At 46.8% G+C, this 16,566-nt stretch carries 11 protein-coding genes; 8 read left to right on the plus strand and 3 right to left on the minus strand.

From position 1 onward, the window contains the following. The first annotated feature begins 103 nt into the window (after positions 1-103). From V7051_RS04985 to V7051_RS05015, 7 genes are all read left to right on the plus strand, one after another. The gene (locus V7051_RS04985) at positions 104-592 is read left to right on the plus strand and encodes an ATP-dependent zinc protease family protein (protein ID WP_333873579.1); all 489 of its coding nucleotides are present in this window, start codon (positions 104-106) and stop codon (positions 590-592) included. Positions 593-597: 5 nt separating this feature from the next. Next, positions 598-1,971: a DNA repair protein RadA gene (gene radA / locus V7051_RS04990; RefSeq protein ID WP_333873580.1), complete on the plus strand. Its 1,374-nt coding sequence runs from the start codon at positions 598-600 to the stop codon at positions 1,969-1,971. A gap of 237 nt (positions 1,972-2,208) precedes the next feature. Continuing rightward, the gene (glgX, locus tag V7051_RS04995) at positions 2,209-4,299 is read left to right on the plus strand and encodes a glycogen debranching protein GlgX (RefSeq protein ID WP_333873581.1); all 2,091 of its coding nucleotides are present in this window, start codon (positions 2,209-2,211) and stop codon (positions 4,297-4,299) included. 196 nt (positions 4,300-4,495) lie between these two features. Further along, the gene (locus V7051_RS05000; RefSeq protein WP_333873582.1) at positions 4,496-5,113 is read left to right on the plus strand and encodes a DUF4912 domain-containing protein; all 618 of its coding nucleotides are present in this window, start codon (positions 4,496-4,498) and stop codon (positions 5,111-5,113) included. 2 nt (positions 5,114-5,115) lie between these two features. Then, positions 5,116-6,780, plus strand: a complete 1,665-nt coding sequence (locus tag V7051_RS05005) for a glycoside hydrolase family 57 protein (RefSeq protein ID WP_333873583.1) — start codon at positions 5,116-5,118, stop codon at positions 6,778-6,780. Positions 6,781-6,890: 110 nt separating this feature from the next. Continuing rightward, positions 6,891-8,399 carry an endonuclease/exonuclease/phosphatase family protein gene (locus tag V7051_RS05010; protein WP_333873584.1) on the plus strand — a complete coding sequence of 503 codons (1,509 nt, stop codon included), beginning with the start codon at positions 6,891-6,893 and terminating at the stop codon, positions 8,397-8,399. A gap of 251 nt (positions 8,400-8,650) precedes the next feature. Beyond that, a complete protein-coding gene (locus V7051_RS05015; RefSeq protein ID WP_333873585.1) occupies positions 8,651-10,243 on the plus strand; it encodes a phospholipase D-like domain-containing protein in 1,593 nt (530 codons plus the stop codon). Between the two features lie 227 nt (positions 10,244-10,470). Here the strand turns inward: V7051_RS05015 and V7051_RS05020 are convergent, their stop codons facing one another. From V7051_RS05020 to V7051_RS05030, 3 genes are all read right to left on the minus strand, one after another. After that, positions 10,471-12,210, minus strand: coding sequence for a hypothetical protein (locus tag V7051_RS05020; protein ID WP_333873586.1), 1,740 nt, complete (start codon positions 12,208-12,210; stop codon positions 10,471-10,473). 478 nt (positions 12,211-12,688) lie between these two features. Further along, complete coding sequence (locus V7051_RS05025; protein ID WP_333873587.1) at positions 12,689-14,263, minus strand: hypothetical protein; 1,575 nt, start codon at positions 14,261-14,263, stop codon at positions 12,689-12,691. A gap of 211 nt (positions 14,264-14,474) precedes the next feature. Further along, complete coding sequence (locus V7051_RS05030; RefSeq protein WP_333873588.1) at positions 14,475-15,095, minus strand: hypothetical protein; 621 nt, start codon at positions 15,093-15,095, stop codon at positions 14,475-14,477. 313 nt (positions 15,096-15,408) lie between these two features. On the opposite strand from V7051_RS05030, the gene V7051_RS05035 reads away from it, so the two are divergent. After that, positions 15,409-16,524 (plus strand): helix-turn-helix transcriptional regulator, encoded by a 1,116-nt coding sequence (locus tag V7051_RS05035; protein ID WP_333873589.1) that lies wholly within the window; start codon positions 15,409-15,411, stop codon positions 16,522-16,524. The last annotated feature ends 42 nt before the right edge of the window (positions 16,525-16,566 follow it).

Here is a 16,566-nt window from a genome sequence, read left to right on the forward strand (position 1 = left end):
TTGATAAATATTTTTTATCCGCTTGCTGTATTCAAGGATAATGGCGGACATTTTACAGGTACTCCGGCAGTTGTTGGGATCTTTAGATCAAGGCGTTACACAGATGATACACAAACCAATGTTAGGCTGGCGTGAATGGGTGGCTCTGCCGGAACTCAAGCTGGCGGAGATTAAAGCAAAAATCGATACCGGGGCGCGGTCATCGGCTTTGCATGCGTTCACTATCGATCCTTATCGAAAAGGCGGGCAACGTTGGGTGATGTTTGCGATTCATCCATTGCAAAAAAGCTGCGATGTGGCGATTGAATGCCATGCGCAGGTTAAAGACCGTCGCATCGTGACCGATTCCGGAGGCCACAAGCAACGCCGTTATGTGATAGAAACCCGGCTGGTGCTGGGGCAGTCGGTGATAAAGGCCGAAATGACACTGACCAACCGTGACAGTATGAGTTTTCGTATGTTGCTGGGACGCACGGCGATGGATAAACAATTTATCATTGATCCCGGCGCCTCATATTTGCAGGGGCGGCCAGATGCGGATCAGTGTCGGCGATTGCTGGATCATTTAACAACTGTTGACGATATTTTTTAAAGCGTATGAGTAAGAAAAACAAGGTCGCATTTGTCTGCGATCAGTGCGGGGCGGATTATCCCCGCTGGGGCGGACAATGCACCAGCTGCGGCGAATGGAACACTATCAAGGAAGTCAGGCTGGGCGGAACAACGGAGCGTAATAACCGCTCGGCCGGTTATGCCGGAAGCCGGTCCGAGGTCAGATTATTATCGGATGTTAATCTTTCCAAGGCGGAAAGAATTTTCAGCGGAATTTCCGAATTCGACCGCGTCCTGGGCGGCGGGATTGTTTGCGGCAGCGTGGTGCTGATCGGCGGAGCGCCTGGCGCGGGCAAAAGTACGTTGTTGCTACAGGCTATCGCCAATATTGCGGCGCGCGGCGTCAGTGTGCTGTATGTGTCCGGCGAGGAGTCGCTGCAACAGATTGCCGAAAGGGCGCACCGGCTCAAGTTGCCTGCGGACAAAATCATGATGCTGGCCGAAACCTCGGTGCAGCGCATCTGCGATGTGATGGATGAGATCAAACCGCAAATTCTGGTGATCGACTCGATCCAGGTGATGCATACCCAGGATACGGAGTCGGCGCCGGGATCGGTTTCGCAAGTCAGGGAGTCTGCCAGTTATTTAACCCAATATGCCAAAAAGCAGGGCGTGTCGATTTTTATGGTGGGCCATGTCACCAAGGATCAATCGCTGGCCGGGCCGATGACCTTGAGTCATATTGTCGATACTCAAGTCATGCTGGGATCGACCGATGATGCCCGGTTCAGGGTATTACGGGCGGATAAGAACCGTTTCGGCAGCGTCGGCGAATTGGGCTTTTTCGCGATGGACAGCACTGGATTAAAAGAAGTTAAAAACCCTTCTGCGATGTTTTTAAACAGGCCGGACAAACCTTCTTCCGGCAGTGTGGTGACCGTGTTGTGGGAAGGGACGCGGCCGCTGCTGGTGGAAATCCAGGCGCTGGTGACCGAATGTCAGTACGGCAATCCCCGGCGATTGGCGGTGGGCTTCGACCAGAATCGTCTGGCGATGCTGCTGGCCGTGCTGTCCCGGCACGGCGGCATTTTTACCGCAAATGATGAGATTTACGCCAACGTGGTCGGCGGCATTAAAGTGACGGAAACCAGTTCCGATTTGGCTATTGTGATAGGCGTTGTGTCCAGTCTTAGGGATAAGGTGATTCCGCATGATGTTTTCTTTTTCGGGGAAATCGGCCTGAGCGGTGAAATCAGGCCGGTCGCCAACGGCCATGCGCGGCTTAACGACGCGGCAAAACACGGCTTTAAAAAAGCGGTTATTCCCAAGGCCAATGCGCCTAAAAAAGCGATTGACGGCTTAGAAATTCACGGAGTCTCTACGCTTTCGGAGGCGTTGGATATTCTTTCAGAGATGTAAGTACCGATCGACCGCTCCCTTGGTTTTAATCGATGAAAACGCTGCTTTCCGGTTTGTTTAAGGGGTGTTATATCTATATGAATTCAAGCGGTTAAAAGTCGATAATTATATATTTATGAATTTTAAATTTTTTTGTCTTGCAGTCAGTGGATAATAGCTATCATAAGTTCCTGTTTTCAATTGAAGACGACCCATTATTAAATTAGGCTTTGTGATGACAAAGCGTGAGTTGAGGATATGCACAAAAAAGAATACCAGTTAAAGCCGGGAAGCCCTTATCCTTCCGGTTCCAGAGCTAAAACAAAAGGTGTTAATTTTTCTATTTTCAGTCGTTATGCGACGTATGTTGAACTGTTGCTTTTCGATACCTCAGACTGCGATGAACCCTTCCAAACCATCGTGTTACAGGAAGACGTTAACCGCACTTTTTTTTCATGGCACGTTTATGTGACCGGATTGCCGGTGGGTACGTGGTATGCGTGGCGCATGGACGGTCCTAATCATATCCGTGAAGCGGGATTGCATTTTGATAAGGGCAAGCAGCTGGTTGATCCCTGGGCGCGTGCAGTCAGCCATAAACGCTGGAGCCGCAAGGCCGCCTGTATGCCGGGCGATAATAAGCTTACCGCGATGCGCTGCGTTGTCGTTGATGATCTTTATGATTGGGAAGGCGATGTGCCGCTACGCATTCGCAGCGAAAGAGCCATTGTTTACGAACTGCATGTAGCCGGTTTTACCCGGCATCCTTCTTCAAACGTGGCTAATCCGGGCACTTTTGCCGGATTGATAGAAAAAATTCCTTACCTGCAAGCGCTCGGCATTACTCACGTTGAACTATTGCCGGTAATGGCTTTCGATGAGCAGGATGTTCCCATACATACCTCCGATTTGGGATTGAAAAACTATTGGGGCTACAGCACCCACAGTTTTTTCAGTCCGCATCCAGGCTATTGCGTTACGCCGGAGCAGGGAACGCATGTACAGGAATTTCGCGACCTGGTTAAAGCGCTGCATCGGGCAGGCATCGGCGTCATTATGGACGTTGTGTTCAACCATACCGCAGAAGCTGGAGCCGATGGTCCGATCATTAATTTCAGGGGCATCGGGGATGATATTTTTTATCATCATGACAAGTTCGATAAAAGCATTCTTCATGACTATACCGGCTGCGGTAATACGGTCAATGCCAATCATCCGCTGGTGGCCAACTTTATCATCAGCTGCCTGGAATATTGGGTCAGGGAAATGCATGTCGATGGTTTTCGTTTTGACCTGGCCAGCGCATTGGCGCGAGGTGAGGAAGGCGAAGTGTTGCAGGATCCGCCTTTGCTATGGGCTATCGAGCTGTCGGAACAGCTGGCTAAAACCAAGTTGATTGCCGAAGCTTGGGATGCGGCGGGCCTGTACCAAGTCGGCAGTTTTCCCGGTTATCGCTGGGCCGAATGGAATGGCAGGTACCGGGATGTGATCCGGCGTTTTGTGCGCGGCGATAAAGGGCTGGTCAACGAGCTGGCAACCCGTCTTTGCGGCAGTAACGACCTGTATGAATATAAAGGCCGCTTGCCGATTAACAGCATTAATTTCGTAACCTGCCACGACGGTTTTACGCTGTACGATTTGTTCAGTTACAACGAAAAAAATAATTACGCTAACGGCGAATATAATCAGGACGGCTGCAATAATAATTTAAGTTTTAATTGCGGCACAGAAGGGGAAACCGAAGATTTAAGTATTCTGGCGTTGCGCAGGAAACAGGTGAAAAATGCTTTCACGATGTTGTTGCTCAGTCATGGCGTCCCGATGTTATTGGCGGGCGACGAGTTATTAAACAGCCAGTACGGCAATAATAATTGCTACTGCCAGGACAACGAATTGTCCTGGATAGATTGGAGTATGACTAAGCAGAATGCCGATATGCTGCGTTTTGTCCAATTGATGATAGCGTTGCGCAAAAGGCATCCGTCCATCATGCGGCGGCGCTTTTTGACCGGAAAACCTGTCAATGGCAGGGGAATAGCTGAAATTCAATGGCATGGTACGGAAATCAATAAGCCGCTCTGGGATGATTATGAAGCGAGGGTTTTGGCCTTTACTCTGGCAGGCGTTGAAAACGACGAGCCCGACCTGCATGTTGCAATAAACATGTCGGATCAGCAGGTTATCATTGAATTGCCGCTTATTTCCGGCCGCGCATGGTGCCTGGCTTTAGATACGTCGCTGCAATCGCCGCAGGACATCGTACCGCTACAAGATCAAAAAGCGATGCACGCACATTGTTATCCGCTAAATACCCGGACTGTAGTGGTTTTTGAGAATATGGATTACTAATTTGAGGATGTGGCCGCTATGGAAAATGCGGAGTGTTCGAAGGTAATTAAATTCCGCAGCTGGACCCTGCGGAATTTACTACGTATACTTGAATACACTTGTTTTTTCAGGTCATCTTTAACGATAACCCAAGAAAAAGAAGGGTTAGGTGCAAGGGAAATTTTAGATAAGGTAATCGTAACGTTTAAGGCTGATAATGACGTTTTTGCATTCAGGATACAATTCCAAAATCAATCTATCGGCACAAGAAATCCTTGAAATCAGTCAGGAAATCAGCCGGGATTTTACGCCATGTTTTTCAAGTGGAACGCCCGAGCTTGTTGAAAAAATCAGGCTTTCGTCAAAGGAACTGTTCGATATCAGCGAGGAAATCGGCCGCGATTATGCATCTAAAGTGTCTTGCACTATCCCCGAAGTAACCCTCTTGCCCGTCGATCCGAGGCATATTTACGCCTATTGGAATATTGGAGAAAACCGGGAAACCGCTACGCCTGATAACGAGCACAAGGACCAACTGACGTTAAGGATTTACGCGCAACCCGATGAAGAGAAGGTAGCAACCGAAACAGTATCATGGTTCGATATCGCCATTGATAGGCCCGAGGCCCGGCAGCAAGTGTCCTTGCCCGATCCTGTTGATGAAACGGCTTATTCAGCCGCTATCGGCAAATATTGTGCAGATGATAATTTTATCGTTTTTGCCCATTCGAATATTATTCATGCCCCTCATGGAGGAACGGCGTGGTATCAAGACCATCAAAAATCCACCCATTGCCCGAGCAAAAACGCTTCAGGTCAAGGAGTCAGCAAATAAGCGTGATAACAGAAAGCTTCCCCCGTTCCGATAATGCTTCTTGTCAGCAAGGATTCCTGAGTATTGTTCTCCATGCACATCTTCCGTATGTGCGACACCCTGAGCATGACAGTTTTTTTGAGGAGAACTGGCTGTTCGAAGCCATGACTGAATGCTATCTGCCGCTGATCGGCGTGCTTGACCGGTTACAAGCCGATAATGTGAATTACCGGCTGACGCTGTCATTGTCGCCGACGCTGATATCCATGCTGCGCGACGATTTGTTGCAAACGCGTTATCTGAAATATCTGCGCAGCCGGCTGGAATTGGCTGAAAAAGAAATCATCAGAACCCGCAAGCAGCCGGAATATCAAAAACTGGCGCGACTCTATCGCCGTTTTTTCCTGAACGCGCTAAACATTTACCAAGAACGCTACCAAGGCGATTTATTGGCGGCTTTTAAAAAACATCAAGACACCGGTAAGCTTGAGTTGATAACGACTGCCGCGACTCACGGCTTTTTACCGCTGCTCAATGTCAGCGAAACCGCCGTCCGCAATCAGGTCAATACCGGTATCGCAACCTTTAAAGCTAATTTCAATTGCACTCCGACCGGTTTCTGGCTGCCTGAATGCGGCTATTATCCCGGCCTTGAGACCGTATTGGCCGATGCCGGGATCGAGTACTTTTTTGTCGATACCCACGGCATTATGGATGCCAGTCAGCAGCCGCGTGACGGCGTTTATGCGCCGATAGCTTGCGGCAACGGCGTCGCAGCGTTTGCGCGCGACCCCGAGTCGTCGCGGCAGGTCTGGAGCGCCAAGGAAGGTTATCCGGGCGATTACGACTACCGCGAATACTATAGCGATATCGGGTTTGAGCTGGACCCGGATTATATTGCGCCTTATATTCTCGACGGCAAAACCCGTATCAATACAGGCATAAAATATCATCGCGTGACCGGCGACAACTTGCCCAAGGAAATTTATAACCCGAGGCAGGCAAAGGCAAAGGCGTATCAACATGCGCAGGATTTCATTGCTAAACGGCAGCATCAAATCGATCGGCTTGGTGCAGCTATGGACAGACCGCCCATTATTGTCGCGCCTTACGATGCCGAGCTGTTCGGTCATTGGTGGTTTGAAGGGACTTACTGGCTGGAATGCGTACTGAGATTAGCGAGCGAAAGCACCAATGGCGTTCAGTTGATTAGCTGCTGCGATTATTTGAAACAGCAGACAACTCTCCAAATCGCTACACCCGATGCATCGACCTGGGGCGCTCAAGGTTATTCCGGTTACTGGATCAATGAAACCAATGACTGGATTTATCCCTTACTCCACAAGGCCGAACAGCAGATGGAGAAATTGGCGCGGGATGTTCGTGGATTGGGGCTTACCCCGTTACAGACGCGGGCTTTAAACCAGGCGGCCAGATCGATTTTGCTGGCGCAAGCCTCCGATTGGGCGTTTATCCTGAAATCGGGGACTACGATAGATTATGCGAACAAGCGCATTACCGATCATTTGGCCCGGTTTAACTATTTACACGACAGTATTCGTAAGAACAGGATTAATGAGCGTTACCTGACTGCTTTGGAAATCATGGATAACATTTTCCCTGACATCGATTTTCGCAATTACAATCCTTCAAGCGTAGAGGTGCGTTCCAAACCCGCTCGGCCTTAGGATGTAATTCAGTAGGATGTGCCGAACACAGTGAGCGCAATTTTGTGCGTTAGATGATTTATCGTTCCTGCTGACCTATAGTTCAGGACAGCAATCACCGGAGACAACGGATGAACAAAATCCAGCTGCTGTATGTTGAAAATGTGATTACCCGAAAAAAAGCGAAAGCTCAGCAGACGCTGACTTTCTTTATGCAGGTGGAAAGCCTCGGTTACGACAAACGGATTGACGTGGTTTGGTCGGGTGAAGACGGCGTATGGCAAACCCTGTCGGCAGGCTATCACAGCAAACTGGACCACGATAAGGAGTTCTGGCGGGCCCAAATAGATTTCCAGCTTACTCCCGATCAATCGCTACCCGGTAATATCCGGTTCGGATTGTGCTACCAGACGGCTAATGCCGAGTACTGGGATAATAATCAAGGCTTGAATTATTCCAGTCAGGCCGATTCAGGCGTCAAGTTGGCCGGCGCTGTTCCGGTTTTAAATATCGACTTTGCCGACAAACTGGATGACGGACAAAAAAACGTCCCGATCACGGTTGCAGTAGATAAATTTAACGATGCCGACAAAGTGACTGTGCACTGGACAACGGATAATTGGCGTCACACTCATAAAACCCCCTGCCATTTCAAAAGAAACTATTGGGATAAAGTGGCGCTCAGCAATGCCAGAAACCCCAATCAGTACGGTGTTGCCATCTGGAAAAGCTGGCTTAGGATCGGTCAAGCTTTTCGTCTGCAATACAGCATCTGTATTGAACGCAACGGCCATGTTTTTTGGGATAATAACTACGGCAAGAACTACTCGCTTAGCCGCGAGCCGCTAAAAGTTTTGATTCTTAACCTGCACTGTTACCAGGAAGATAACCAGGATTATAAATTTTCCCAGATAGCCAAGGCGATTAACGAATTGAATGCCGATGTCGTTTGTCTTCAAGAAGTGGCTGAGCTTTGGAATAACGGGGCAGGGGACTGGGAGTCCAATTCGGCCAAAATCATTAATGACCGTTTAGCTGCGCCTTACCATATCCATACCGACTGGTCGCACTTGGGTTTTGACAAGTATCGCGAAGGCGTTGCCATTTTAAGCAAATATCCGCTGACCAAACAGGAAGCCAAGTATGTGTCGGACAGCCATGATGTCCACAGTATTCACTCCAGAAAAGTGGTCATGTCTCAAGTTAAAGTGCCTTATATCGGACGGGTGAATGTTTTTTCCGTGCATTTAAGCTGGTGGGAGGACGGCTTTGCCGGGCAATTCCAACGCTTGTGCGAGTGGGCCGAAGCTAAACAGTCTGCGCATGTTAACGCCACCCTGTTGTGCGGCGATTTTAATATTGCCGCCGGATCGACCGGCTATCATTTGGTCGTCGATGGACATCAATATGACGACCAGTATTTAGCGGCCAATTCGCAGGGCACGTTTGAAAAAATCTTCAGGGTTAACGATCCGTATTGGCAAAATTATCTAAGCGATGATTATCGTATCGATTATGTTTTCTTGAATAAAACCAGCGAGCTGAAGGTCACATCAGCGAGAGTTTTGTTTACCGAGCAGGATTATGGAAGGGTTTCCGATCATTGCGGTTATTTTATGGTCTTTGAGCCTCAGGTATAAGAAAGGTAAAAGGCGAAGCCTGCGCGTCTTAAACTTTAATGCCGTGGGCGCGAATTCATTCACGTTTTTAGAACCTGTAGCGCGAATACCCTATGGGGCACAAGTAAATTCGCGCCCACAATAATGTTAAACTCTTAACTTAATGGCAGTGATACAGTGCGTGAGAACGCGATAAAACCCCGTCCGGCTTGAGAATTTCCTGCCGGGATGACGAGTTGTTTAGATACCTATGCCTTTTTGGAGATAAAACTATGCAGATAGCTGAACACTATGCCTCGCCGACTCATGGAAACCTGGGCGGCTCTTTTCAAAGAGTGAACGATTTTAATGACAAATTCTATATCCGCTGGGGAAAAATAGATTTTGATGTATTTTACGGCGTTCAGGCTAATGTAAAGGTTATTCTAAAAGTCTATCGCGATGCGATCTGCGAAACTTACATCGTCGACACCGATGCTTACGATATTCACTGGGATAGGCATAAACGTTGTACACGGGATTTTTACATACACCCGTTTTCGAGCAACTTCGGCAAAATCAATTGTGTTAAATTCGCGTTTATTGTGCATCTGGGCGAGTGCTCTACTGCTTCCCAAAACGAATATATCTTTATGGACTGGCATCAACTTCAGGGCGACCAGCCGCAGCACCGAAAGATTACCGGCGATTGGGCAACTCCCAGCAACTATCGGGCTCATGAGCTGAATGCCGGTGAATTGCAAAGCGATGTGGATTGGTACAACCATCATTTCGATGCTTTGCAACTGGTACCCAAATTCACCAAAGGGCAGCAGCACCACCCTTATCATCCGAAGCGTTATATTCACGACCTTATCGATAAGGTAATCCGCTCCAAGCACGAAAATCCGGGGCGCTTATGCACGATAAAAGTCAGTGTGGATTGCATTGACGACCATGATTTTACGACCCATTTGCTAAGCGCCAGCGATCAGGGGGTTTTGGTGCAGTGCATCGTAGACTGGCGAAAAATGACCCTGACCAATAGCCAAAGCTATGCGCGTTTAAAGCGTTCGCGGATTGAATTGATCGGCGTATTTTGCAGCCCCAAGCATCATTTGATCGAAGTGGAGCCGGATATGCACACCAAATTCATTATTTTTAATGACGAGGACTGCATACTGGGCTCGTTCAATATCACCTTCGATCGCTGGTGGGCCAATTGGGAATCGGGCATGACCTTTCATTCCAAAGGCATCTGCCGCTTGTTGGATAATATTTTCCAAAGCCAGCGCGGCGGCGTGATCCAAAAATACGGCATCGATCCGTTGAGCCATTTCAACCTCCTGTACACCTTCGGCCGTCATGTCATGCTTAACGGCAAACCGTACCGTCCGCATCACGCGATATTGGCCGAGATCAATCGCGCCCGGTATTCGATTAAAGTGTCCTTGTTCCTGATCGGCGACTTGTTGGGCGATCATCATGACAGCGTGGTCAATGCATTGATCAACGCAAAGAACCGGGGCGTCCACGTCCATCTTCTGCTTAACGGACATCTGGCCAGGCAGGGACGTATCGGAGTGGAACGGCCGATGGCGGAAGAACTGGCTCGCCCATTACTGCCGACAGTAGACCGGTTAAAACATGCCGGTATCGCGGTAGGCCTGGTTTACGGCCAGGACGACCATCCGGTGCCGTATTCGCCGATCCATTCTAAATATTGCATCATCGACGATTACATCGTGATCGAAGGCAGTTTCAACTGGTACAACACCTCGGTGTTTTCCCATGACTTGCTGATCGTGGCCGCCAACCACGAAGTCGCGAAGCCTTATCTGTATGAGTTCGAGCAAATACAGCAGTCGTTCAGGGTGTATTATTGAGTTAGCGTATGTTTATTAACCTGAATTTGAGATAAGAAAACGATGGGTGATAGTTTACCTTTTCGCGTATCTAAGAAAATTTTTCAATTTTTGAAAAAAATCGTTCAACTAAATTCCTGTATTCCTTTAATGCGAGGTCTACTCGACTATATAGCAAGCTTGATAGTTAAACCTTTTAGATTAAGATGGGAGCGTATCTTGTAGAGAAAAGCATTACTCGACGATCCCTAAAACAAAACTTCAAACTGTCCGTTTAAATCCCAAGTCACTGCATATTGCTTATTTTCTCCATGATAAATATATTTTCCTGTAATCCCAGTTTTGCTTAAAGTTCCGTTAATATTTTTTGAATTTAACAAATTCTCAGTAATGGTAAATGGTGTAACCCATCTAAATTTATCAGGGCCACTTGGTGTAACTTGATGGTTTGGAGCCGAGCATACTCCTCTTCCATAAGACCATATATGGTCTTGAGTGATCTCTAATTTTTCAAAGTCTATATTTATTGTAATTTTTGCAGAAATTGGTGTTGTGCACGATACTTTCTCAATAGATCCATCTGGAAAAGTATTACTTCCTCCTTCCGTTAATCGAGAACCAGTAGCAGAAACTACAGTAGTTACTACACTACTAACTGGTATTACACAAACATTGTCTAGTAAGACTTCTGGTAGTATGCAAGTCGGTGGTAACACACAAATATTGTTTTGTATAACACCATAAGTAACGCCACCATCAGTAGAGCAGCGCTCTCCTTCCTGTGAAATAACCGTTTGTATTGGTGCCGGGATTGGATCTTCTTCGGTGTAAGTAGTAGATGAGCTCACAGTAAGATAATCTTTCGTATCTGATTCAGAGTCATTTGAAACTGCAACTGTATGATTGTCAACATAATCTCTAGCAAATGAACCAAGCAAATAGCCAGCACCAATAATCGTTGCCGCCGTCACAGCAGGGGCTCCGAGAAGAGTAATAGCACCAGCAATAATAACGCCTTGCGTAGTCGCTACCACTCCACGCGAGTTAGCAATTCCAATCGTTGTCGTAACGATCCCTTTTATGCTGCCAGCTCCTACAAAAGCAACAGCCTTTATATTATCCCAGATAAATCCACTAATTGTGCTATTGGTGAGACTGAGATTCAAATCTGCATAGGCGGGAGATAATATCAGGTCAAACCAGCGCGTTTGCTTAGATACTGCGGGGGTAATCAGCATAGAATATTGCTCAAGGCCTTTCGTGATCTGCGAGGTTACGTCCGTTACTGTGACTAAGTCGGTGTAATCTGAAAATGCTTCGGTGAACATTAGCCCTTGTAACCACTTGTCACCATTGCGATAGAGCACAGATCCAAATAAAAACTTTCTGTCATTTGAGTAATTTCGATATTCGATGCGTTCAGTGCCGACTATATTAACCGTCATCCGCTGACCATTATCCATCAGCAGAGCCTCCTTCAAGCCTTCTGTATCGCTGATAGTAACGCGTGTGCGGTCGTTTGATGTGCCGCTATATACGTCCCATTTGCCTTGCCCGATGTTACCTTGATGTGTAAAGCGCACTGCACTATTTTGGTAAGTACCACGAAAGTATAGAGTTCCATCTGCTTGTTGTGTGGCAGATAATCCTTGGATCTTTTGCCCTGTTCCAGGCAGAGTTGCTTCCCAAGCAGTGATAGCACTTTCAAAATTCGCTACAGGACCAACGGATGTCAATATGTTCTTGGTACTTGACCCTAACATAAAAATCACACCGGAAGTGTCAACCGCTAAATAGTTACCACTTACTGGATAGTACCGATAATTATATTGCTGAAATTGTTGATCCGTAGCAGTCCCTGGGAATAGGCTGGGGTAGTTTGCTTCGGCAAAGGCAAACACGCGATCATTAGAAATAGGTGCAGCTATTACGAAGGTGGAAACAAACAGCCCTAATAGGATAATAAAACGGATAATGAGTGAATGCATAGTTATTTTTCCTTGAATTTTTTGTTTGTTGTAGCTTCACAGTTTTTAACGGCAGTAGGCTAGCAATAATGGATGGCCTTTTGTCCAGAGCAGTAGCTGCCAGAACACTTGTTAAATAGCTACATTTCCGGGCAGTATTGCGGGCATCACTTAACTGTAGGCTTCGGCCAATAGGTCCAAGCCTGCGGGTCATACTTGGGTCTTATTCAAGTTCGGTTTTTCAGAATAAAAACTGACAAAATACTGTTTTGTCGAGCCGTTTGTGGCGAATTTCCTCACGGCAAATCCCTACAACTCTATCCACGGTATATTTAAGCGCGACAAGCCCTTCGACAATACCCGTTTTATATAATTCCGGCATCTGTCGGATAGCTAAAAATTAACGACATAAGTTTGACTTTGTACAGAGTATCTACCCGACTAATTATAGAAACGCACACTCGATGGCTCTTTTGTGATTCGTTTCTTACCTATTTAGCTACCGTGTATTTGGATAACCCGAGCAATAGAGGCAACTCCACTTGCTGCCAGTCGCATTAGTGGTGCCATTTAATACAGAGCATTCTGCAATCGCTTCAGTATCGTACTGTTTATATCCAGCTCGACTCAAACAAGCATCAAATTGAACCAATTGGCAACCTGTATCAACTTGCGGAGTACCACTCGCCCCCGTATATGGTAAAGCTTGACAAGCCAGCGCGACATTCCGAGCATTTGTTGGATCTGACGTGACACAAACACCGTTTTGTAAAACTTGTGTTGATGTACACGTTGGCGCTACGACACAATCACCGTTTTGTAAGACTTGTGGATATGAGCATGTTGGTAGAACATTGCTAGGTGAGAACTTATTAATGTCAAAGGTGCTTGTCTTGCTCCCAGCTGGCCAGCTTGCTAAAGCCGAATAAATTTTACCGTCAACGATAGCCAAATTATTGGGGTTTGGTGATATGGATGATCCAGCTAAGGTTGTGACCACACCAGTGGCGATCACGACTTTACGAATATGTCGGTTGTTAAAATCAGACACATATAGGTTGGTTCCGTCAGTAGTTATGCGGTTAGGGGCAGAGAAGGATGCAGCAGTGCCTACACCATCTCCGCCCGTTCCGCCCTCAGTGTTAATTACTTTTCCACCACCGGCTAAAGTTGTGACCTCGCCGGTGCGGATCACGATCTTACGAATGAAAACACCCTCAATCGCATACAGGCTAGTACCGTCAGTGGTAAGGCCAGAGGGGCCTATCAATTTGACTAAGGTTGTGACCTCACCAGTGCCGATCACGATCTTACGAATGTAGGGACCATCAATCGCATATAGGCTGGTACCGTCAGTAGTAAGGCCATGGAAGGGGGATGGGGATGACAAATCGGCTAAGGTTGTGACTACGCCAGTGCTGATCACGATCTTAAGTACGCGTCTGTCATTATCCACGTACACACTAGTGCCATCAGTAGTAATGTGAATTATCTCCCCAACATCAAAAGGGCCACATGGCATAATTTGACCACTCATGCAGCCAGGTTCAAAATAATTGGCTCCGGCCAAGGTGGTGATAACTCCCGTGGCAATCGCAATCTTAAGAATTTTATATGGTAGCGCAACATACAGATTGATACCATCGGTGGCTATATCTTTGGGGGTAAAATAGCCCACAGTGGTAATAGAATAGCCCATATGACTATCATAAAAATAACTATCAAATGTGAGTCTGGCTAGAATAGTTTTAGTGTATGTAAGTGTTCCTTCCCAAGCAGTGATAGCACTTTCAAAATTCGTTACAGGACCAACGGATGTCAATACGTTCTTGGTACTTGGCCCTAACATAAAAATCATACCTGAAGTGTCAACCGCTAAATAGTTACCACTCACTGGATAGTAGCGATAATTATATTGCTGAAATTGTTGAGCCACTGCAGTCCCTGGGAAAAGGCTGGGGTAACTCCCTTCGGCAAAGGCAAACACGCGATCATTAGAAATAGGTGCAGCTATTACGAAGGTGGAAAAAAACAAACCCAACAGGACGAAAAAATGGATGATGAGTGAACGCATAGTAACTTCCTTAAATTTTTTTGTTCGTTGTTGGTGCTTTTCTATATATCACTACCTGCAAAATAAGTGCATCGGCAAAGCCGAGGGCTTACTTCAAAACCCGCCATATTGGTTTTCTGTAGACAAACAGGCGGCAGATTCATAATAAACTGGTCATTATTTTACCTTCATTTGACGTGTATGGAACGAAGGGTATAGCTATATCTCCCGATTAAATCTTTGAAGCAGAAATTTCGGACGTACCTGAGCATTTAAAGCCACTACCAGACCATGTCCAACTACTATTTCCTGTAAATGTACTCTGATTGAAAGTTAGCGTACCTGTTGATGCGGTTGTGCCTCCGTCTTCAGGATAGGATACATTGAATTTAATTGCACTAGCGTTCAATGTACCTGTTCTCGCCACTCCGTTGGCCAAAACAGTTATTTCACTACCATTTACAGTGGCAATCGCGGTGTAGTTGATCGTATAAACTCCTTCACCACAATTTGTGCTATCAACAACTTCCTGTACGTTCCAATTTCCAGCAATACTCGACGATTGAGTGGTAATAAAGTCGCTTATCTGACCAACTTTCATTAACCCGCCAAACTTATTTCCATAAACATAGACATCATTGCCCAGAGTTCCTATGTAGGTGTCGGTACCAGAATAATAACGTGCAAGATAGCTACCTATGGTGAATGTGGCTGCACCGGAAGGACTAAAGTGTTGCGGATAGGTTTGTTCAGCGTAGTTAAAAAGTCTATCCGAATCACTAACCGCCGCCGCTATTATTGGATTTAATATTAACGCGACATAAAATAACTGTAATAATAATTTTTTTATCATAAATAAACCTCGTATTTAAATGGTCAGGTAACCATCGACGTTGATGGGGTTAAACTTCAATGTGCTAATTTTGAATCTAATCAAAACGCCGGATGGTTCTGGAATAAAGTTTCATTTCGTTGCATTAGCGGAAGAACCTTGTTCAAAGCGGTTGCATTATGAAAGTCGGGATTGCCATCTGGCGTGTACTGTATCGATCTGTAACAAATACGTCATCACCCATATGGGTGATGTAAGTCTATTTTTACCTTGTTTTTGGGGTTGTATTTACCTAAACTCCTAAATCATTTTTCTTATTTTTACTCACGCCGATATGACAGACGACAAACAACTGGATCATTTAATTGGTGTACTGTATGAAACAACACTGGATCCCAGTCGTTGGAGAGAGGCGGTGGGGCTTTGCGGGCAATATGCGGGCGGTGTTGATGCTCAGCTGCTAACGCTAGACAAAAAACTTAATATCCCTATAGCTTCTGTAATGGCGGCAACGACGCTTCCTCTGCAAGGTGGGGCCGATTTTGCGAATTACTACATCAGCATCGATCCGCGCGTAAGTATTCTTCGTGACACCGTTATCGATGAATGGTCATGCTGCCATAACAGTTTCGATCAAAATTTCGTTAGTCACAATGAGTTTTATCAGGATTTTTTTATCCGCCAAGGTGCTCGTTATTCAATGTGCGCTTGGGTTGATGACAACGAGGATTATCATAGTGTTCTGGGTGTGCTGCGTGCAGTAGGCCAACAGCCGTTCGATCATGTCAACCAGCTGGCCGCTCAGCGCTTCAGCAGTCATTTGCAAAGAGCCCTGCGCCTGCAAAGGCACACCCAGAGCTTATACACTAAGGCGGAGCTGGGGGCTAGGGCGATTGATGCTCTGGCTATGTCGATGCTGATCGTCGATGGCAAGGGCGTCATCCTGCATTTGAACATCGGTGCAGAGCATTTGCTAAACAGAGGGTTTTGTGGCCTGATCAGCAAGGCGGGTCGTTTGTCTGCCTCTCATCTGCCCAACAAGAGCCGACTGGCGGTTTTAATCGCGGAAGCTACCGGCTATCCAGCCATGGGCGGGGCGATGTTTTTGAGCGGTGAGGAGACCCGGCAAGTGTTTGTGACGCCGTTACCTGCTGCGTCACCGTTTACCCGAGACTGGCAAATGCCGTTGGCACTGGTTTTGGTGATAGAAGATGGTATTTCCCTATCGATGTTACAGTTGTTGGGCAGTCTGTATAATTTATCGCCCGCCGAGTTGCGGGTGGCTTCGGCTTTATTGGTCGGAAAATCTCCGGAAGAATATGCGCAAGAAGCAGGCGTGACGCTGAATACCGTGCGTAGTCAATTGAAAAGCCTGTTTAGTAAAACCGGTACCCGCAGACAATCGGAACTAGTGGCCGTGCTGAGCCGGGTGCCGCCGTTGCAAAACTGATCGGAAAACAATGCCGCGCCGGGTTACGGCGCAAAATGTCAA

It is taken from the genome of Methylobacter sp. (assembly GCF_036845245.1).
Classification (GTDB): Bacteria; Pseudomonadota; Gammaproteobacteria; order Methylococcales; family Methylomonadaceae; genus Methylobacter_A.

What these genes read in the sequence shown, in the direction of transcription:
- V7051_RS04985 (WP_333873579.1), top strand. Translation starts at nt 104, where the DNA reads ATGATACACAAACCAATGTTAGGCTGGCGTGAATGGGTGGCTCTGCCG.
- radA (WP_333873580.1), top strand. Translation starts at nt 598, where the DNA reads ATGAGTAAGAAAAACAAGGTCGCATTTGTCTGCGATCAGTGCGGGGCG.
- glgX (WP_333873581.1), top strand. Translation starts at nt 2,209, where the DNA reads ATGCACAAAAAAGAATACCAGTTAAAGCCGGGAAGCCCTTATCCTTCC.
- V7051_RS05000 (WP_333873582.1), top strand. Translation starts at nt 4,496, where the DNA reads ATGACGTTTTTGCATTCAGGATACAATTCCAAAATCAATCTATCGGCA.
- V7051_RS05010 (WP_333873584.1), top strand. Translation starts at nt 6,891, where the DNA reads ATGAACAAAATCCAGCTGCTGTATGTTGAAAATGTGATTACCCGAAAA.
- V7051_RS05015 (WP_333873585.1), top strand. Translation starts at nt 8,651, where the DNA reads ATGCAGATAGCTGAACACTATGCCTCGCCGACTCATGGAAACCTGGGC.
- V7051_RS05020 (WP_333873586.1), bottom strand. Translation starts at nt 12,210, where the DNA reads ATGCATTCACTCATTATCCGTTTTATTATCCTATTAGGGCTGTTTGTT.
- V7051_RS05025 (WP_333873587.1), bottom strand. Translation starts at nt 14,263, where the DNA reads ATGCGTTCACTCATCATCCATTTTTTCGTCCTGTTGGGTTTGTTTTTT.
- V7051_RS05030 (WP_333873588.1), bottom strand. Translation starts at nt 15,095, where the DNA reads ATGATAAAAAAATTATTATTACAGTTATTTTATGTCGCGTTAATATTA.
- V7051_RS05035 (WP_333873589.1), top strand. Translation starts at nt 15,409, where the DNA reads ATGACAGACGACAAACAACTGGATCATTTAATTGGTGTACTGTATGAA.